The following is a 17913-nucleotide window of genomic DNA, read 5'->3' on the forward strand; positions in this document are numbered from 1 at the left end:
TGAACAGAATTTCTAATTACTTCATTAACTTTCCCCATTCATAATTTTCACGTACTTTTTTGAAAATTGACCTATGTCAAGGAAAATAAAGAATGGGAGTCTTAAGATAAAAGTAACTAAACAGAGGGGCACTACAGATACATGTGAAAGACTCAACACCTGTTTAGTTAAATTAAATATAAAGGAGATTATATATCATGAAAGTTCTTAGACTGTTTTTATTAATGAGTGCACTTGCAATTGTTTTAGCAGCTTGTGGAGGGACAGATGAGGAAAAAACTACCCAAAAGGAGCAACCCGCTGAAACATCTACTGAAGCAGATACTACCACGAATACTAGTTCAGATGTTGAAGAGTTTACGATCAATGCAACGAACTGGGACTTCACTTCTGATAAAGAATTAGTTGTGAAAAAGGGAACAAATGTAAAACTTAATTTAGTTAATGAAGAGGGCGTTCATACAATTAGTAATGAAGAATTAGGAATTGACCTAAAAGTTGATACACCTGCTGAATTTAAAGCAGATACAACTGGGGAATTCGAATTAATTTGTTCTACTATATGTGGTGCCACTGAAGACCATGAAGCTATGAAAATTTCTTTAAAAGTAGTAGACTAATGACCATAAGAATGCGCAAGGTTTTTTGAACCTTGCGTTTTTAATATTTTAGTTAACTACCCAGGTGTGTTCACCAAAATGGTCACCAGAGATCCGTCATCTCGCTTCCTTTTTCAATAAGAATTGTGTACTTGTAAAATAAGCGGAGTTTTTCCGGTTATATGTAGAATAGGACCCGATTCGGGGTAAATAAGGGAAGATTTTCCCCTTATTTGAAGAAAAATCCCCAATTTTCATGTTTTTCGGGTCAATAGGCGGAGTTTCTCCGGCTATTTAAACCATATTTTATTATATTTATTAATTAGAGGAACTTTTTTCCGCTATTTATCTGATCGGATGCTTAACCTGATTCCCCAACCGATAAGAGTAGGCCCCAGGAAAATGTTCTAGTCATTATTCGGAGAAGTGAGCTGGACAATATTATCATTAATAATATCCTGTCCAGCCGCTACTATTATAAAATACTAATTGAAATTCATGTTATCTATTTCTAGTATAGTTAACCCCATTGTATCCTGTTTGAACCGTTATTTAGATTCCTTGCCTTTAACCACTGGATTATCATCATATGAGACCCAGTCACTATAGCTTCCAGCGTATAGCTTTACATTTTGATAGCCTGCCATTTTTAGAGCGATGTAATTTGGAGTGGCTGTTACACCTGATCCACAGTAGACGATGATAGGCGCCTCCTTGTCCAGTTCTGCAAATCTCTTCTTCTGTTCTTCACTATTTTTAAATGAACCCTTTTCCAATCCTTCTACCCAACATTTATTAATGGCACCAGGGATATGCCCTGCTATTCGATCAATCGGTTCAATTTCCCCATGATAGCGTCTTTCATCCCTTGAATCGATTAAGATAGGTGATTTTTTCTTATGATCAACAACTTCTTTTACTTCCTCGTAAGTAGCGAGCATATCTCTTCGGATATTAATTTCAAATTGAGATGTTTCAAAATCAGGAACTTCCTTCGTCGTTGGATAACCTGCTTCGACCCATCCTTTAATCCCTTCATTCAACACATATACCTTTTCATGACCTAAATAAGTAAGTAACCACCAAAAACGGGAAGCATACTGCCCCTCTCCTTCGTCATATGCAACAACTGTTTTCGTATTGTCGATTCCGGCTTTCTCAATTTCAAGTTTAAATTGTTCTATATCCGGAAGCGGATGTCTTCCTCCGTGCTTTTCAACAGGCCCGGATAACTGTTGTTCTAAATCAAAATAGATGGCACCTGTTATATGACCATCTTGATAGAAGTTCTTCCCTAAATCTGGATTTCCCAACTCAAAGCGGCAATCCACAATCCTTACCTGTTCATTATTTAATTGTTCAAAAAGCCATTCTTTGTTAACCACAAAACTCACCTAGTCCGCCTCCTGTCATTATTTAAACAACTTCTTAATTATCTTAAAAATATCAAAGGTTACACGCTGATACACTTTATTATACACATATCTTTTTGGGTTCCTAAGCCACCCATACCCTCTTGGCATTTTCAAACCGGCTCGATGGACAATCTGTCTTTTTATGCTAGTTCTAGCGGATATTCTTCTCCTCAAACTTGGCTTTCTCATTCCAAATTTCATCAGAACAACTCCTTCTATTTAATATCGTCTAGACGAAGGATAGACTCCTTCCCCTTTGTTTCATTTTACGAGTGATCTGTATGTATAGTTTCACATTTCTACTCTTGACCTTCTGCTTAATATTATATAAAATACTTAAGAATATTCAAATAAATCAATCAGTGAGGAGGAATGTCAATGATTACATACGTACGTGTAAAGCTTACTAGTTATCAATCACCATTTCTCCTCATTTTCTATTGAACTAAAGGTTATTTTATCTTTAGTTCTTTTTTTATGATTTCAAAAGGAGGAGTTCATATGAATCAGTATAAACGCATTTTAATTAAGCTTAGCGGCGGTGCTCTTGCAGATCAAAATGGCAATAGTTTTGGTACATATAATTTAAATCATATCGCTAATGAAATACTCTCTATTGTCGATGCTGGAATTGAAGTTTCAATCGTTGTAGGTGGTGGAAATATCTTCAGAGGAAATTTAGCAGATACATGGGGGATTGACCGGGTGGAAGCTGATAATATCGGTACGCTTGGAACGATTATCAATAGCCTAATGCTTAGGGGCGTTTTAAAAAGTAAAACAGAAAAAGAAGTACGTGTTATGTCCTCCATTCCCGTTTCCGCTGTTGCAGAACCGTATATTCGATTACGGGCGGTTCATCATTTAGACAAAGGGTATATTGTCATTTTTGGTGGTGGAAATGGGCAGCCTTTCGTAACTACGGATTATCCAAGTGTTCAACGGGCCATTGAAACAAATAGTGATGCGATATTAGTTGCGAAGCAAGGAGTAGACGGGGTTTTTACTAGTGACCCAAAACATAATCATTCTGCAAAAATGTATAGCCATCTCAACTATAATGACATTGTTTCAAATAATATTAAAGTGATGGACCAATCTGCACTTCTTCTCGCACGAGATTACAATCTTCCAGTTCATATTTTTAATTTTAATGAAGCAGGAGTTATGAAGAGAATCTGTCTAGGTGAGCAAATTGGAACACTTATTAATCATGGGGCAACGAAGGTAATCTAGTGTTAGAGATTTCAATTGGATAAGAGGATGACGTTGAAAATTGCTCTACCTAAAATTCAATATGAAAGGATAGGGTAGCAGAATCGATACTGCGACTCCTATCCTCTATTTACTACAAATGTCACGTTTCCGACACTAACAGTTTTAATATTATTCAATGAAGTCTACCTCAATAAGATAAACAAATAGACCAATTAGACTGAAATAATCTTGTATGAATCTGCTGGTTTCATATAGTAAGAGTTATTTTTTCCTTGTAATAAAAAAACAGATTATAAAACCACTTAATGTAAATGCCAACGCACCAACTATTACTTTTACAAATGAAACACCTATTTCAACTGTATCTTCTGTTGTCTGTTTTATTTCATTGACAGTCCACCAGTGATTTATTGAAGATTTATATATTGCAAAATAAAGCCATATTAAAAAACAGAAGAAAATAAATAGACTAGCACCCAATTTTTTATTCACAGTATCACCCTTTTTGTGATAATACGTTTATATAAAAACATTCCACACTTTCGGTAAATCATGGCGCTGCCGAATCAAAAGGAATTCCTTTTATTTATGAGGTTGCTAATTAGCTAAGAACGGATCATTACTGTCCCCTTATTCCTTTTCAATAACAAAAGTGTAAGATATCTCACCGTTCTTCCAATTTGCTAAAGCTTCATATACATAACGCCCCTTATCAGTAGGTACCGTGAAAGAACTTTTCTCAAGTGAAACTTCCTCGTATGTTTCATTCTCTTCCCACTTACGAAGAGTTATTTGGGGATCCTCATCGATTTTTATCGTAATTGTTTCATTACCTTTAACTTGAATTGCCTTATAGCTTTCTGCAATTTGAAGCGGAGAAGCTGCATCCGTCGTAACTACCTCGGTTGTTAGTCCTTTTTTCCTTTCCCAATGAAATCCGCCACGTGTCATTTCAAAATCTGTTTCGTTCACAATGATTACCCCATTCATCTTAGGTGGAAAATCATCTTCGTTTTCCTCACTTGCATTATTCACTGAGCAGCCTGTTAACACAAGCGAAATAAGCAGTACGATCATTAAAAATAATGGTTTTTGTTTCAATTTTTTCTTCCCCCCCTATTTAAGTTGTCGAAAGATTTGTTTGAAAGGTTTCAAAACTATGAAAAATAGCTATTTTGACAACTATAATGCAGGTGCTGCGGGGAATACGGCCGTTATTTTTGAAATACGGTCAATAAAATTTTTTTACGGTCATTATTTCGGATTTACGGCTATTATTTCAAAAATACGGCCATTAACTATTTTCTACCACAAAAAATGAATCGAAGCCTCCACTCATTATCCTGCTTTTGTTTGTATTATAAATCGGTGTTGCTTCACATCAAAAAATCCCTTTTCTTCAATTATCTTATGGATTAAATATAAAGAATCTATGAATTTTTTAGGTTCAAAACCCGGTACCTGCCATGGGATTGCATATGACCAAGAAAGTAGCACACTCTTGATCCTTTCAGTGTCAGTTACATATTTGAAATCCCAACCTGAGAACGGTTCATTAATTTGCTTTATTAAAGATAAAAATTGTTGATCCTTCATTTTATATTCCTCCAATTATTTTAATATTTTGTAATTATATACTTGAATGAAGTATATACTTCTGATAAATTCAAATTATGGATAAAACAAGTTTAATTAAAGGTCATTTAGAAATGTGTGTGTTAGGTATTTTGTCAAATGGTAAAAGTTATGGCTATGAAATTATGAAAGAATTAGAGAAATATAATTTAAAACTGAAAGGAGTAGGCAGTATCTATCCCATTTTAACCAAACTGAAAGATAATGAATGGGTAAATACATATCGTGAGTTAACTGAAAGCGGAAAGTTTAGAGTCTATTACGAGATTAACAAACAGGGTGAAATCATACTCCAAAAGAAAATTAATGAATGGTTGGAAATACAAAATGATATTAAATCCCTGCTTAAAAATAATGTCAAAGGAGAAAGAATGAGATGGGAGTCGAATTAAGTATTGCTGAAAAGCGATTTCTCAAAGCTGTACTCGATGAGTTAAAGAACCTTCAAATCAGCAAAAAGAAAAGGGAGAATATTCAAGATCAAATAATCGAACATATTCAAGAAGCCCGTGAACATGGTGAAGATAGTTTAATAGATTTAGGTGATGCACCTACATTTGTTCGAGATTTTTTAGAGGTTAATGAAGTCGATCTTCATTCCGAGATTATACAATTACGAACAACAAAAGTCAGGAGAGGAACCTTATTAACAATTGGCTTAGGGGTCTTTACCCTAACTTTCCTCATCCTTCAATTACTTTTTACAATGTTCCTAACTCAATCCTTTAATCCGAATTACAGTAATGCGGTATTTGAGTATAATATCTTATTTCGAATTTCAGATAATCCTTGGTGGAATGCACTTTTACTGATAATAAGCACCTCATCTTCAATACTGATTACTACGTTGCTACTGTTCTTTATTCGAAAAACAAAAGGAAAACTGAGTGTATGAAAGTTGTAGCTACATCAGGTAAATTTATAACTTTTTCTCTTTTGTTTTGCTTAATATTTTTTGTTCTGCCAACCTGCCGCACTTCAGCAGAGGTCAGTATAAAAAATGCATTGGATCAATATATTGAGTCTTTTTTAGAGGAGCAAAAAGTACCAGGTGCTTCCATAGCAATTATTAAAGATAATAAAGTTATCTATACTAAGAATTGGGGAGTTACTGGGGAAACCGAGAATAAGGTATCAATCGAAACTCCCTTTCTTTTGGGCTCAATTAGTAAATCGTTAACTGGATTTGCCATCTTTTCTTTAATAGAAGAAGGAAGGATTGCACTAGATGAACCTGTTCAATCATATATACCATGGTTCTCACTCAAGAACCATGAAGCTGCAACTCAAATAACAATTAAGCAATTACTTACTCATACAAGTGGAATAAGTACATATGCAGGATTATCCATAGCAGATAAAGGTTCTAATGAGCTGACTGCAATAAAAGAAAGTGCTAAAAGTTTATCTACAGTCGAACCTACCGCTACCCCAGGTGAAAAATATCAATACAGTGATGCAAATTACCTTATTCTAGGTGCAGTTATTGAAGAAATAACACAACAACTTTATTCGCAATTTATGGAAGAGAATATATTTACCCCTATTGGAATGGAGCACACCGCTGCTGATAATGAAACAGCTTATGCAAAAGGGTATTTGGGAGGTTATCAATCGTGGTTTGGAATTCCTGTAAAAAGTTTAATTTCCTATGATAATGGTGGTTCTCCGTATGGATACATTGCTGCAAGTGCTAAGGATATGGCCAGTTTTATTAGTTTTCTTTTTCAACAGGAGCAAAAGGATGGGCTGAATCAGTATTTCGCACCTCTCTTAAAAACGACAAAAGATCGATACTACGGCTATGGGTGGAGAATCACCACATCTGATGATCAAGAGGAGATGATTTGGCATTCAGGCTCAACACCCGACTCACGCTCAGAAATATTCTTATTCCCAGAATCGAAATGGGGTGGAGTCATCTTAACCAATAAAAATCATATTCTAGAAGAAAATGCATTATTACAACTTAGAAATGGCATTATCAACATTGTTAAGAATGAAGTACCTAGTAAGATAACAAGGGGTACTCCTATTTTTCAGCTCATTATTTTAGGGTTCGTACTCCTACTTGTAAGTATTGTTATTGTTCAAATTGCCAGATTAAGAATTCATCGTTCACGTAATAAAGCATTAAGAATTGTCACGGGAGTTATACTATTCATTCTTTCGGTCTTCATCATACCTATACTAATCAAGGCAACAGGAAGCCCATGGAATTCGATTAAAGTCTTTGCACCTGATATTGCTTTAATGACTATCTTAATTGTCATACTACTAGCATTAAATGGTTTGCTTGTTATTTATAAGTCCATAAAAAAGGGGAATCAGTTAACTTAATGCTTTAGAAGCCTTTACGAGGTTGGTAAAGGCTTCTTTATATAATTCCCTCACGACTTCATCCACCCTTTCCTTTGATTTCCGTTCCTTCACCAATGCCTATATTCACGCATATCTTATTTCAAATAAAATAATACTTTCTAATTCAAAAAGGAAGGGAGTTTTAGATAGATGGAATTAACAGCAGCACATTGGATGTATTTAATCGGAACATGTTTGATCATCTTAACTATGCTATTTCGGCAAAATATTGTTGTTCCTTCGATTATCGTTACATTTTTAGTAGGTTGGATCTTTACTGGTTCATTTACTGTGGGATTACAGACCATCTTTAATGCAAGTTTAGTTGCTGCAGGCGAGCTATTCAACATCTTCCTTATTATCGCAATCATGACTGCATTATTACATTCCTTGAAATCACTCGGTACAGATGAACAGATGATTACACCCTTTCAACGAGTTATGAAAAATGGACATATTTCATATTGGATAATAATCTTAGTAACATATGTGATCTCGTTATTCTTTTGGCCAACACCCGCTGTTCCATTAGTTGGAGCATTGCTTATTCCTGTAGCAGTACGTGCCGGGCTTCCACCAATTGGGTCTGCAATCGCAATTTCACTTGCTGGCCAGGGAATGGCATTGTCCTCAGATTATGTCATCCAAATTGCACCTACTTTAACTGCAACAGCTGCTGCAGCTGACGTTAGCATTCTAGCCGACCGGGCATTCGTTCTATCCCTCATAACTGGTATCACTGCTATTGTCCTTGCATATGTATTTTTGCGAAAACATATTTTAAAACCTTCAAATAGTCATCTTACTGCTTGGGAAAAAATTGATCAAAGTGAAGATCAGCAGGACGATTCAGGTGGAGATCCCCAACAAAAAAGCAAATATAGCTTACTATTCGCAATCCTCGTACCGGTAACTTTTTTAATAATCATTGTCTATATGTTCCTCGGTAAATTTACAGATATTATTCCCGCAATTGAAGGAGGTACTGGAGCTGCATTAATAGGCGGCGCTTCTGCTATCCTTCTAATTGCAGCTGCCATGTTCAAAAATATGCGTTCTTCATTAAGTAATGTTAGTGACAATCTTGTAAAAGGCTTCTTGTTCGCGTTTAAAGCGATGGGACCAGTAATTCCTATTGCAGGATTCTTCTTTATTGGGAGTGGGGAATTATCATCTAGAATATTAGGAACACCTGTAGATAATTCTCCATCATTTTTATTTGATTTAGTTGTTTCTGGACAACAGTTCATCCCAGAGAGTGCATTTATAGCTGGTTTTGGCATTCTGATAATTGGGATGATAACAGGCCTGGACGGCTCTGGATTTTCAGGTTTACCATTAGTCGGATCTCTATCTGGCGCATTAGGGGAAAGTGTAGGGGTTGATGTAGAAACATTAGCAGCAATCGGCCAAATGGGATCTGTCTGGATCGGCGGGGGAACTTTAATTGCCTGGTCATCCCTTGTTGCAGTTGCTGGCTTTGCCAAAGTTCCTGTCATGGAACTTGTTCGAAAAAGCTTCTTCCCCGTTATGATCGGGTTAGTTCTTTCTACAATAATAGGCTTATGGATTTTTTAAAAATTCATTCCACCTTCAAATACATTTTGAAGGTGGATACATAGAATTTCACGAAGACGCCTTCCGGAAACTAGCTAAGCTTGCACGTTACGCTTTCCTTTTTTTCAAACTCCTGTTTGAACACATAAGAACTCTTCCATTCCTTCTTTACTTAAAGGTCGACTATACAAATAACCTTGGATTTCACCTTTTCCAATTCCGACCAATAACGCTCTTTCATTTTCAGTTTCTACACCTTCTGAAACGACATTGATCTTGAGTCCATTTGCAATATCAAATATCGATTTAACAAGTAAGGCCTTTTTATCATTTTGATCAATATCCTGAATAAACTGTCGATCAATCTTAATTTCATCAATCGGCAGAAGGAGTAATTGTGATAGAGATGAATATCCCTTTCCAAAATCATCGATTGAAATAAGCACTCCCAAGCTTTTAATTTGACGTATCACTTCCGCTACACGGTTTGGATCTTTAATGAACACACTCTCAGTAATCTCAAGCTTTAAATACTTCGCTTCCATTCCTGATTCAAGCAATGCACTCTCAATCATTGGAATTAAATAATCCTGTTGGAAATGCTTTGCTGAAATATTTACCGAGATGGGAACTTCTATAATACCTTCATCCTGCCACTTTTTATTTTGCCTACACGCTTGGTTAAGTGACCACTCATCAATTTGAAGGATCAGTCCAATATCCTCTGCAATTGGAATAAATGCAGAAGGAGACACATGCCCTAAATCTGGGTGATGCCAACGAATTAACGCTTCCATACTCGTTACCTCTCCAAATTGAGTTTTTGGTTGGTAATATTGTTCAAATCCACAGCCATTTTCAACGACTAATCGTAATGCATTTTCAATCAATAAGTTATCCTGGAACTTATATCTCATCGAATCATCGAAAAACTGGGCAACATTCCCCCCTTTTTCCTTAGAGATGTACATGGCAATATCTGCATACCTTACCAATGTATCCAAATCGCCTCCATCTTCAGGAAATATACTAACACCAATACTTGCAGTAATGTATAGCATTTGTCCCTGTATCTGAAAGAAGGTTGAAAACTCCTTAAGGATTGACTCAATAGTTTCACAAACTTCTTCCTTATCGTCAACACTATGTACGATAACAAATTCATCTCCGCCGAGACGAAATACTTCTCTATCATTATTTTGTAAAACGCCTAACCTTTTACTAGTTAGCTTTAGTAGACGATCACCGACATCATGACCTAACGTATCATTAATCTGTTTAAATTGATTTAAATCTATAAAAATAATTGCAATAAATTCCTTTGGTTTATTTAAAATTAACTCTTTAACATAATTTTGAAAATACAAGCGATTCGGTAATGATGTTAAAACATCATAGTATGCTAATCTATGTAACTGATTCTTCATCTCAATACTTTCTTTAAATAACTCTTTTAGCGTATTTGCCATTTTCCGCAAGTTTCTTGTCAGCATTCTTAGTTCGGAAATTGTACTTTGAGGCCACTCAATCGCTTCAAGACTTATTAGTTTTTGCGGCAACCCTGTTGTTACAATTGTTAATTGCTTCAGGTTTTTAGTTAGCACCCGACTTACAATCATTACAAGAATAATAGTAAAACTAGCAAAAAACAGTAAATATTTTAATTGCCTAATAGAATTAACGAATAATTGGTTTTGATAGTGAGATATAGGCATTACAAGCATCACTTTTAAAGATGAGGATTCTATATTTTTGATGTATATATATTTCCCTTCAGCCCAGCTCTGGATGGGCCGCACGTCCTTCTTCGCAACAGGAATTGCCTGAAAAATATAATTGGATATATTTTTTATATCATATGTTTTTTGCCAATTAGTTAACTGCTTTGCAGAAACCTTACTAGATGTTGAAGCGAGCACATCGTCAGCCATGCTTTGAATGATAATCTCAAAATCTTGCGGTTTATTTCTTTTAATCATTGAATGTAATCGTTCCATTTGAGTAGGGTTATTCAACAATAGATTATGAACGTCCGCTTTATTCCAGAGATTAAGCTCATTCTCCAAACGGCTAACACCATAGTCCGCTTGCAGTTCCAAATCCTTCCTCATCATCCCACTTGTATTCCACGTATTGGAAAAAATATTGATAAAAAAAGGAATAAGGAACGACAGAACCGTAATATGGAATAATAACTGATGAATGGATACGCTATTTTTATTAATTCTATTGTTTTTAATAAATCGATAAAATGGAAAATAGGCTAATAGCATATCTGCAATGACAACATTAAATAATCCATTTACAATATTTTTTATTACATTAAAATATTGTGCTGGACCGGATAAGTACATACTACTTATAAAAAAGAGCATTAATATGCCAATCGTTAACCAAAAATACAAGTCAACAAAGAACATTTTTGCCCTTCTACCATTCCTAAAAAAGCAACCTATAGCAATTATTTCAATTATTCCGATAAATCGATAGGAAAGATTAATATAATCGAATGGAACCAATAACATTCCAACTAGTCCCGATAGTACAGCAGCTCGTATCCCATAAAGTCTAAGAATTACGAACATAAAAATGCTTACAAAGGTAAATATAATTCCAAAGTCTAAGGTTAAATGTATTCTAGAAAAGAGGATAACCAATCCCATAAGTACTAAAAATAAGATAGTTTCACTATTTAATCGCTTATTGACTCTATAATGTCTTAACATTATTATCTCCTATTTTATACAAAAAATGTATTTACCATAATGCTTTAATAATATCATAGGTTATCATTGTAGACATAGTAGATTCCTAGCGATATTACTACTATTTGATTGTAACCTACTTAAATGAATTTCGTCATATTTTATGGGAGGTGTTTTTTTGAAAAGATTGTTAATTTTTTTGTTTGCACTGCTACCTATTGTAGGATGTTCGCAAATCGATAAAGTCATTGTCTATAAAATAGAGGCATTTTCTGAAACTGATGAGAGTGCGAAAATTTCATATACAGATCCAAATACTATTAAAGAAATAAGGCATGCCTTTAAAAAGGCACAAAGAGTAGCATCTATATCCATTCCTTTCTTAATAAGTTTTTTTGCGATTTCTTCATCTGAATATTGTAGTAATGTTTTATTGAATTCGTAAGCTACGGTTTAAATAAAAAACCAAGCCCAACCCCAATTGTGAAATAACTTGGTGCGAGCATGGTTCATTAATACTTATTTATCTTACCAACTACTTTATAACCCTCTCCAAAAAGTGTTGGACAAATCTATCTGCATCCACTTCTGTACAGACTTGGACTTTCGGTTCAACTTCAAGGTTAGGCACGGTTTTCCCGACTTCTTCCCCTTCCGTTATTACCCTCACATTAACAGTCTTCGTTTCTACGAATGACGAGTCGATTGCTACACCTACAGCAAGGGGATCATGAAGTCCACAGCCACCAATACCAGGATAATTAGACTCATAAAAATCCATATAAAATTCAGTCATGTTAGCAAAAAATTGTGCGACAACAGAATTGGTTTCGCGCCATTTCCCTAATGTAGACTTCGGTAATAAAGTTTGAAGAGTTACATCTAGCCCGACTAGAGTGATTGGCATTCCAGATGAAAGAACAATTTCCGCTGCTTCAGGGTCTGTAATGATATTCGCCTCTGCATAAGGTGTTTTGTTTCCTGGTACATACACTGCGCCACCCATTATCACTACTTCTTTTATAAGTGATTTAATTTCCGGTTCCTTTTGAATAGCTAGCATTAAATTAGTTAGTGGCCCCACCGCAATAATTGTAATTTCATGTGGGAGTTTTTTTACTTGCTCAATGATAAAGTCGGCAGCAGACATTACTTCAGCCTTCGTAGTTGGATTAAAATCTAAAACATTTCCCAAACCATCTTCTCCATGAACTCTTTTTGCATATCCTTCTCGAGGCTCCCGTACTAATGGTTTAGCAGCACCAGCGTATACAGGGACACTTTTTTCCATAAGCTCTAAAATTGCTAATGTATTACGAGTGGCTTCTTCCACGGAGACATTTCCAAAACAAGTTGTGAATCCGAGTACTTGCAGTTCTGGTGAGTTCAATGCATATGCCATAGCCAGTGCATCATCAATCCCAGTATCTACATCAAAAATAACCTTCTTCATTCTTTACACCTCATTATCATGAATATCGTGCTATAAATTCTTCAGCTTCTATTCGATTTGGCATCGAATCTTGTGCACCTTTCTTGGTTACGGTTAATGCCCCAACTGCATTGGCGAACTCTGTTGCGGATTGCAAGTCCTTACCGCTCACAAGCTCTGCAGCAAGTGCACCAGCAAAAGCGTCACCAGCAGCTGTCGAATCAATTGCGTTGACCTTATACGGATTAATAGTAAATGTTTGATTTAAACTCGACACAACGACACCCTTGCTCCCAAGCTTTGAAAAAACGGTTGTTACTCCTTTTTGTAAAAGTTCCGTGCTAGCCACTTCTGCACAACTCTTATCAGATATTTCCCTACTTGTGATTACCCCTAATTCACTTTCATTCGGAACAATATACGTCACTAATTTGTATAACTCATCTGGCAATATTCTTGCAGGGGCTGGGTCAAGCATCAGTGGAACACCATATTTTTTCGCAATTATAGCAATCTCCATGACAGACTCCAATGGTATTTCAAGCTGGACCATTACTAACTTTGCATGACGGATCAATTGCTCATATTTTTTAATATACTCAGGTGTTACGTGTAGGTTAGCACCTGGGGAGACGATGATACAGTTTTCACCAACGTCATTTACATTAATAAGTGCTACTCCAGTTGATACACCCTCATCCTTTTCAATATAAGTTGTATCAACTCCCTGATGATTCATACTTGTTAAGAGCTGATCAGCGAAAACATCATTTCCAACTTTACCGATCATAGCTACCGTAGCTCCAAGTCTACTTGCCGCAAACGCTTGATTTCCACCCTTCCCTCCATTTCCTGTAAAAAATTGACCACCGTGTACGGTCTCTCCCCACTCGGGTCTTTGATTGATATTCACTACCATATCTACATTCAAACTACCAACAACTACAATATCTGCTTGCATTTTGGGTCCTCCTGATCCATTTACACATTACCATATACAATTTATGCACCCTTTTTAACATACCTCCAAAAGATTAAAAAAGAAATAGGATTCGAATCACAATGATTAGCGCAATCAATCAATCATTTGATTGAAAAAATAACTTGAGCCTGATGCCCCTTTAAACCATCTTCCTTTCGAAAACTGTTGTACTATCGAATTACCGGATACTTAACACCATTTTTCTCTATCTTTTTATATACTTCCTCTTCCAAGTCAACTTCCATTTTATTCGCTAGTTGAAGGAGATATATAAGTACATCAGCCATTTCTTCTTTAATATTCTGTCTTGATTCTGCAACTGCATCCTCACTACTTCTCCATTGAAAGTTTTCTAGAAGCTCACTTGCTTCTAGGGAAATTGATAGAGCCAAATCCTTTTCATTATGGAATTGTCTCCATCCTCTTTCATCACAAAACTGCATGACTTTATTTGTCATTTCTTTCATAAAGATTCCCTCCACCTGTATTTAATGACTTTATATTGTAAAAATATAATCTATTTTAGCACTATTCCTATCACATTATTTTAGGAAACGCATTTTAATTTATATATACGTCATACACCCATCCATCTATAGTGCTTTTGTCATATCTTATAAAGAAACGCAATTAGTAAAGAGGTGACGAAAACATGAGTACTAAGCTTGTGAAATTTGTAGATCGCCTGCCAGTTGTTGAAACATTAAAGCCAGTTAAAAAGGGGAAAAAATCAACATATTATGAGGTTCGAATGGAAGAGTTCATACAAAAACTACATCGTGATTTGAAGCTAACCACATTATGGGGGTATAATCGTCAATTTCCTAAACCAACAATCGATTGCAATCAAGGAGAACTTGTTCGGGTAAAATGGGAAAATAATCTTCACGACAAACATATGATTCCTGTCGATACTTCAATATTCCATGGGGATCACATCCCAAATCTTGGATCGCCGACCTTTCGACCTTGACCTTTACAATAAAGATGGAACATTAGTCTACACAGGTCCAGCCACTCTCCCTCCCCCTAATAAACGAGGATGGAAGGATACGGTTGCAGCACCAGCTGCTGAAATTACACGAGTGATCATGAGATTTGCCCCTTATACTGGTCATTATGTATGGCATTGTCATATTTTAGAGCATGAAGACAATGATATGATGCGTCCATTCATCGTAATTGATCCATAAATGCTATTTTACGTCCACTCTATAGGTACCTGATAAGCATGATTTTTGAAATACGGTCATTATTTTTGAAATACGGGCGTTATTTTAAAAATACGGTCATTATCTTAGATTTACGGCCGTTATTTTAAAAATACGGTCATTAACAATTTTTCGTTACGATTCCCTGAAAAAATCAATCAAACATTTGTAAGAATTGTATATTCCTTACGAATGTTTGATTGATTTGTTTTTTATTAGACTTCCTGCAAATCAAAGGAAATAACTCGATTTGTTTTTGGATTATAGATTACCGTACCTCTAACCTTTATACTCTCTTGTGGTGACTGTAAAATGAAATCAAAGGTTTCTCTCGTTCTTTCAGGAGACATCTGTGTTTTTCCTACGGTTTTGTAATCAACCACATTAAATCCGGGATATGCTGTTTGAGCTACTTCTAATAAATATTTTCCCCATTTTTCATGTGAAAGATCTGGAGATGGGATAATTTCAATCGGGATCACACCTTGATTAATTGATGCTCCTAGTGCTTCAAATGCATTCCGATGTAGATTGATTTTATTTGGCGGATAGCTAGCAACATGATCAACTACTGTTACGATAATCTCCCTCGAACCAGGCGTGGAAAGATTTCTAATCTTAAGAGTTTGACCGCACTTGTATGGAGAATGATCTCCAACAGCAGCAGTCATATATTCATTATATGACCATGGTATCCCACATTTGGTAACCCTTCCTCCATCTGTCCATGTTGCTTGACCCCTAATTGCTTGCTGGCGTGACACATAATGTGGATAGCCTTGATAAATTCTACTATAGTCATACGTATACTGCATATTTGGATATTGCTGAAAGTAAATATCTCCGTTTCCGTATGGATTTGTTGTTGGCAAAAAATAATTTGAATACATGTCTAATCCTCCCTCATTTACCTAATCATCATGATAGGATATACACCTAATGATTGAAGTGTGACGGGATTCATATTGATTTCAAAAAGAATGCAAGTAGAAAATGGGAAAATTTATGCTCCTTTTTAGCTAGACACATTATTTTATTTTTGCTATTATAATATAGTTACTCAAGATAACTGTTACCAAAGGTAACTATTTTAAAATGGATGGTGATTCTAATCAAAACTAGCCAAAGATTTTTCCATCAATTATTACAGATGTATCGACCGTTTGAGAATCATCTCAATATTCATCTTAATAAACACCAGCTACATCGTGCGCAGTGGACAATTTTATACTATTTATCCAATTTCGGTTCAGCTACACTTGTGGAGCTTTCAACTTACCAAGGCGTCGAGAAACCTACAGTGACAAGAACAATGAATCGCCTAGAAGAAATGGGATATGTTGAACATGTTCCAAGTAAAGACAAGCGTGAAAAACGAATGCAGCTTACTGTACTTGGGAGAAAAATTTATACAGATGTCCGTGTGACAATCGATGAATATGAAGATGACATTTTAACGGGAATCTCTGAAGAAGAGCAGCTTGAGATGATTCGTATGATGGAAAAAATACGAACCAGCATCTTAAAATAAGGAGTTTTTAAAATTGAATCAGAATAAACAAAAATTATGGACGAAGGATTTCATAGTTGTATCCTCCATTAATTTTTTCCTAACATTAGTATTTTATTTATTATTGGTTACAATCGCAGTTTATGCGGTAGATGAATTTCATGCATCTACAAGTCAAGCCGGACTTGTTACGGGGATATTTATAATTGGGACTTTAATTGGACGACTGTTCATCGGCCGTATGATTGATACAATTGGCCGTAAAAGAACATTAATCATCGGTTTAATCCTCTTCATACTTACAACAACCTTATATTTTGTAAATTTAGGCATTACCTTCCTGCTTATTAACCGTTTCATACACGGAATTACTCTCGGAGTGGCAAGTACTGCAACTGGAACAATTGTTGCTCAAATTATTCCATCATCACGAAAAGCTGAAGGAATCGGCTATTACAGCATGAGTGCCACTCTTGCAACTGCTATTGGACCATTCATCGGACTTTACATGAGCCAACATACAACCTTTCAAATGATTTTCAGCTTCTGTCTTGCTTTAGGAATGATTAGTTTACTTACAGTATTTTTCTTGTATGTTCCTAGGCTTACAGAATCCTCTAATACAAATGAAACAAAAGGGTTCAAAGTTTCCAATTTTGTTGAACCAAAAGCCCTTCCGATTGCACTCGTGACATTAGTACTGGCATTTTGCTATTCAAGTGTCCTCTCTTATATTAACTTTTATGCAATTGAAGTAAACCTTGTAGACACAGCTAGCTTCTTTTTCGTTGTTTATGCGATAGCAGTATTAGTATCACGACCATTCACTGGACGATTAATGGATGTGAAAGGTGCAAATTTCATCATGTACCCTGCCTTTATTATTTTCGCTGCAGGAATGATTCTACTAAGCATTGCACATACGAGTATTACACTTTTATTAGCAGGTGTCCTTATCGGCCTCGGATTTGGTAATATGCAATCAAGTACACAAGCAATTGCTGTGAAATTGACTCCTCCTGAAAGAATGGGGCTTGCAACATCTACCTTCTTTATCGCTCTCGATGGTGGACTTGGATTCGGGCCATATTTACTTGGGTTTATCATTCCTATTACTGGCTACAGTACCTTATATATCATATTAGGTATAGCAGTCCTAGCCTCAATTATTCTTTATTATTTCTTACATGGCAGGAAAGAAAGCGTAGCAGGGGTACGTTCAAGAACAACTATTTCAGCTTAAACTACCTAAGGGTATCCACGAAGATGGGTACCCTTATTCATTCAG

At 35.7% G+C, this 17913-nt stretch carries 20 protein-coding genes and 1 pseudogene; 11 read left to right on the forward strand and 10 right to left on the reverse strand.

The genetic code is table 11. The features are described 5' to 3' along the window. Positions 1–197: 197 nt before the first annotated feature. Positions 198–620 carry a cytochrome C oxidase subunit II gene (locus MJG50_RS04395; RefSeq protein WP_240253089.1) on the forward strand — a complete coding sequence of 141 codons (423 nt, stop codon included), beginning with the start codon at positions 198–200 and terminating at the stop codon, positions 618–620. Between the two features lie 527 nt (positions 621–1147). On the opposite strand, the gene MJG50_RS04400 is transcribed toward MJG50_RS04395, so the two are convergent. Together MJG50_RS04400 and MJG50_RS04405 are read right to left on the reverse strand one after the other, a co-directional pair. Continuing rightward, positions 1148–1993 (reverse strand): sulfurtransferase, encoded by an 846-nt coding sequence (locus MJG50_RS04400; RefSeq protein WP_240253090.1) that lies wholly within the window; start codon positions 1991–1993, stop codon positions 1148–1150. An 18-nt stretch (positions 1994–2011) separates the two neighbouring features. Then, the gene (locus MJG50_RS04405; protein WP_240253092.1) at positions 2012–2215 is read right to left on the reverse strand and encodes a hypothetical protein; all 204 of its coding nucleotides are present in this window, start codon (positions 2213–2215) and stop codon (positions 2012–2014) included. Positions 2216–2515: 300 nt separating this feature from the next. On the opposite strand from MJG50_RS04405, the gene pyrH reads away from it, so the two are divergent. Further along, positions 2516–3250: a UMP kinase gene (pyrH, locus tag MJG50_RS04410; protein WP_240253095.1), complete on the forward strand. Its 735-nt coding sequence runs from the start codon at positions 2516–2518 to the stop codon at positions 3248–3250. 243 nt (positions 3251–3493) lie between these two features. On the opposite strand, the gene MJG50_RS04415 is transcribed toward pyrH, so the two are convergent. From MJG50_RS04415 to MJG50_RS04425, 3 genes are all read right to left on the reverse strand, one after another. Continuing rightward, positions 3494–3724: a hypothetical protein gene (locus MJG50_RS04415; RefSeq protein ID WP_240253096.1), complete on the reverse strand. Its 231-nt coding sequence runs from the start codon at positions 3722–3724 to the stop codon at positions 3494–3496. Positions 3725–3862: 138 nt separating this feature from the next. Then, positions 3863–4333, reverse strand: coding sequence for a hypothetical protein (locus MJG50_RS04420; RefSeq protein WP_240253098.1), 471 nt, complete (start codon positions 4331–4333; stop codon positions 3863–3865). Positions 4334–4570: 237 nt separating this feature from the next. After that, a complete protein-coding gene (locus MJG50_RS04425) occupies positions 4571–4828 on the reverse strand; it encodes a hypothetical protein (RefSeq protein WP_240253099.1) in 258 nt (85 codons plus the stop codon). 77 nt (positions 4829–4905) lie between these two features. On the opposite strand from MJG50_RS04425, the gene MJG50_RS04430 reads away from it, so the two are divergent. The 4 genes from MJG50_RS04430 to MJG50_RS04445 all read left to right on the forward strand — a co-directional run bounded on the left by MJG50_RS04430 (position 4906) and on the right by MJG50_RS04445 (position 8806). Continuing rightward, a complete protein-coding gene (locus MJG50_RS04430) occupies positions 4906–5259 on the forward strand; it encodes a PadR family transcriptional regulator (protein ID WP_240253101.1) in 354 nt (117 codons plus the stop codon). After that, positions 5244–5762: a hypothetical protein gene (locus tag MJG50_RS04435; RefSeq protein WP_240253103.1), complete on the forward strand. Its 519-nt coding sequence runs from the start codon at positions 5244–5246 to the stop codon at positions 5760–5762. The genes MJG50_RS04430 and MJG50_RS04435 overlap by 16 nt, the downstream gene beginning before the upstream one ends. After that, a complete protein-coding gene (locus tag MJG50_RS04440; RefSeq protein ID WP_240253104.1) occupies positions 5759–7207 on the forward strand; it encodes a serine hydrolase domain-containing protein in 1449 nt (482 codons plus the stop codon). Before MJG50_RS04435 ends, MJG50_RS04440 begins: the two co-directional genes overlap by 4 nt. Positions 7208–7378: 171 nt before the next feature. Then, positions 7379–8806, forward strand: a complete 1428-nt coding sequence (locus MJG50_RS04445; RefSeq protein ID WP_240253105.1) for a hypothetical protein — start codon at positions 7379–7381, stop codon at positions 8804–8806. Between the two features lie 104 nt (positions 8807–8910). Here the strand turns inward: MJG50_RS04445 and MJG50_RS04450 are convergent, their stop codons facing one another. Then, positions 8911–11511 (reverse strand): putative bifunctional diguanylate cyclase/phosphodiesterase, encoded by a 2601-nt coding sequence (locus MJG50_RS04450; protein ID WP_240253106.1) that lies wholly within the window; start codon positions 11509–11511, stop codon positions 8911–8913. A gap of 157 nt (positions 11512–11668) precedes the next feature. On the opposite strand from MJG50_RS04450, the gene MJG50_RS04455 reads away from it, so the two are divergent. Continuing rightward, a complete protein-coding gene (locus MJG50_RS04455) occupies positions 11669–11935 on the forward strand; it encodes a hypothetical protein (RefSeq protein ID WP_240253107.1) in 267 nt (88 codons plus the stop codon). Between the two features lie 90 nt (positions 11936–12025). On the opposite strand, the gene MJG50_RS04460 is transcribed toward MJG50_RS04455, so the two are convergent. From MJG50_RS04460 to MJG50_RS04470, 3 genes are all read right to left on the reverse strand, one after another. Continuing rightward, positions 12026–12943: a nucleoside hydrolase gene (locus tag MJG50_RS04460; protein ID WP_240253109.1), complete on the reverse strand. Its 918-nt coding sequence runs from the start codon at positions 12941–12943 to the stop codon at positions 12026–12028. Positions 12944–12959: 16 nt separating this feature from the next. Next, positions 12960–13883 (reverse strand): ribokinase, encoded by a 924-nt coding sequence (gene rbsK / locus MJG50_RS04465; protein ID WP_240253110.1) that lies wholly within the window; start codon positions 13881–13883, stop codon positions 12960–12962. A gap of 191 nt (positions 13884–14074) precedes the next feature. After that, a complete protein-coding gene (locus MJG50_RS04470; RefSeq protein ID WP_240253111.1) occupies positions 14075–14371 on the reverse strand; it encodes a nucleotide pyrophosphohydrolase in 297 nt (98 codons plus the stop codon). A 284-nt stretch (positions 14372–14655) separates the two neighbouring features. Here MJG50_RS04470 and MJG50_RS04475 point away from each other — a divergent pair, with 284 nt between their 5' ends. Together MJG50_RS04475 and MJG50_RS04480 are read left to right on the forward strand one after the other, a co-directional pair. Continuing rightward, positions 14656–14877 carry a multicopper oxidase domain-containing protein gene (locus MJG50_RS04475; protein ID WP_240253309.1) on the forward strand — a complete coding sequence of 74 codons (222 nt, stop codon included), beginning with the start codon at positions 14656–14658 and terminating at the stop codon, positions 14875–14877. Beyond that, a pseudogene (locus tag MJG50_RS04480) lies at positions 14837–15097 on the forward strand (multicopper oxidase domain-containing protein); the annotation flags it as partial. The gene MJG50_RS04475 and the pseudogene MJG50_RS04480, both read left to right, overlap by 41 nt. A 233-nt stretch (positions 15098–15330) precedes the next feature. Here the strand turns inward: MJG50_RS04480 and MJG50_RS04485 are convergent. Further along, a complete protein-coding gene (locus tag MJG50_RS04485) occupies positions 15331–16005 on the reverse strand; it encodes a DUF3889 domain-containing protein (protein WP_240253113.1) in 675 nt (224 codons plus the stop codon). Between the two features lie 209 nt (positions 16006–16214). Between MJG50_RS04485 and MJG50_RS04490 the strand changes: the two genes are divergently transcribed. Together MJG50_RS04490 and MJG50_RS04495 are read left to right on the forward strand one after the other, a co-directional pair. Continuing rightward, positions 16215–16646: a MarR family winged helix-turn-helix transcriptional regulator gene (locus MJG50_RS04490; protein ID WP_240253114.1), complete on the forward strand. Its 432-nt coding sequence runs from the start codon at positions 16215–16217 to the stop codon at positions 16644–16646. Positions 16647–16659: 13 nt separating this feature from the next. After that, positions 16660–17868, forward strand: a complete 1209-nt coding sequence (locus tag MJG50_RS04495) for an MFS transporter (protein ID WP_240253116.1) — start codon at positions 16660–16662, stop codon at positions 17866–17868. Positions 17869–17913 lie beyond the last annotated feature (45 nt).

The sequence above is a fragment of the Fredinandcohnia quinoae genome (assembly GCF_022427965.1).
Taxonomy (GTDB): domain Bacteria; phylum Bacillota; class Bacilli; order Bacillales; family Bacillaceae_L; genus Ferdinandcohnia; species Ferdinandcohnia quinoae.

What these genes read in the sequence shown, in the direction of transcription:
- MJG50_RS04395 (WP_240253089.1), top strand. Translation starts at nt 198, where the DNA reads ATGAAAGTTCTTAGACTGTTTTTATTAATGAGTGCACTTGCAATTGTT.
- MJG50_RS04405 (WP_240253092.1), bottom strand. Translation starts at nt 2,215, where the DNA reads ATGAAATTTGGAATGAGAAAGCCAAGTTTGAGGAGAAGAATATCCGCT.
- pyrH (WP_240253095.1), top strand. Translation starts at nt 2,516, where the DNA reads ATGAATCAGTATAAACGCATTTTAATTAAGCTTAGCGGCGGTGCTCTT.
- MJG50_RS04425 (WP_240253099.1), bottom strand. Translation starts at nt 4,828, where the DNA reads ATGAAGGATCAACAATTTTTATCTTTAATAAAGCAAATTAATGAACCG.
- MJG50_RS04430 (WP_240253101.1), top strand. Translation starts at nt 4,906, where the DNA reads ATGGATAAAACAAGTTTAATTAAAGGTCATTTAGAAATGTGTGTGTTA.
- MJG50_RS04435 (WP_240253103.1), top strand. Translation starts at nt 5,244, where the DNA reads ATGGGAGTCGAATTAAGTATTGCTGAAAAGCGATTTCTCAAAGCTGTA.
- MJG50_RS04440 (WP_240253104.1), top strand. Translation starts at nt 5,759, where the DNA reads ATGAAAGTTGTAGCTACATCAGGTAAATTTATAACTTTTTCTCTTTTG.
- MJG50_RS04445 (WP_240253105.1), top strand. Translation starts at nt 7,379, where the DNA reads ATGGAATTAACAGCAGCACATTGGATGTATTTAATCGGAACATGTTTG.
- MJG50_RS04450 (WP_240253106.1), bottom strand. Translation starts at nt 11,511, where the DNA reads ATGTTAAGACATTATAGAGTCAATAAGCGATTAAATAGTGAAACTATC.
- MJG50_RS04460 (WP_240253109.1), bottom strand. Translation starts at nt 12,943, where the DNA reads ATGAAGAAGGTTATTTTTGATGTAGATACTGGGATTGATGATGCACTG.
- rbsK (WP_240253110.1), bottom strand. Translation starts at nt 13,883, where the DNA reads ATGCAAGCAGATATTGTAGTTGTTGGTAGTTTGAATGTAGATATGGTA.
- MJG50_RS04470 (WP_240253111.1), bottom strand. Translation starts at nt 14,371, where the DNA reads ATGAAAGAAATGACAAATAAAGTCATGCAGTTTTGTGATGAAAGAGGA.
- MJG50_RS04475 (WP_240253309.1), top strand. Translation starts at nt 14,656, where the DNA reads ATGGAAGAGTTCATACAAAAACTACATCGTGATTTGAAGCTAACCACA.
- MJG50_RS04485 (WP_240253113.1), bottom strand. Translation starts at nt 16,005, where the DNA reads ATGTATTCAAATTATTTTTTGCCAACAACAAATCCATACGGAAACGGA.
- MJG50_RS04490 (WP_240253114.1), top strand. Translation starts at nt 16,215, where the DNA reads ATGGTGATTCTAATCAAAACTAGCCAAAGATTTTTCCATCAATTATTA.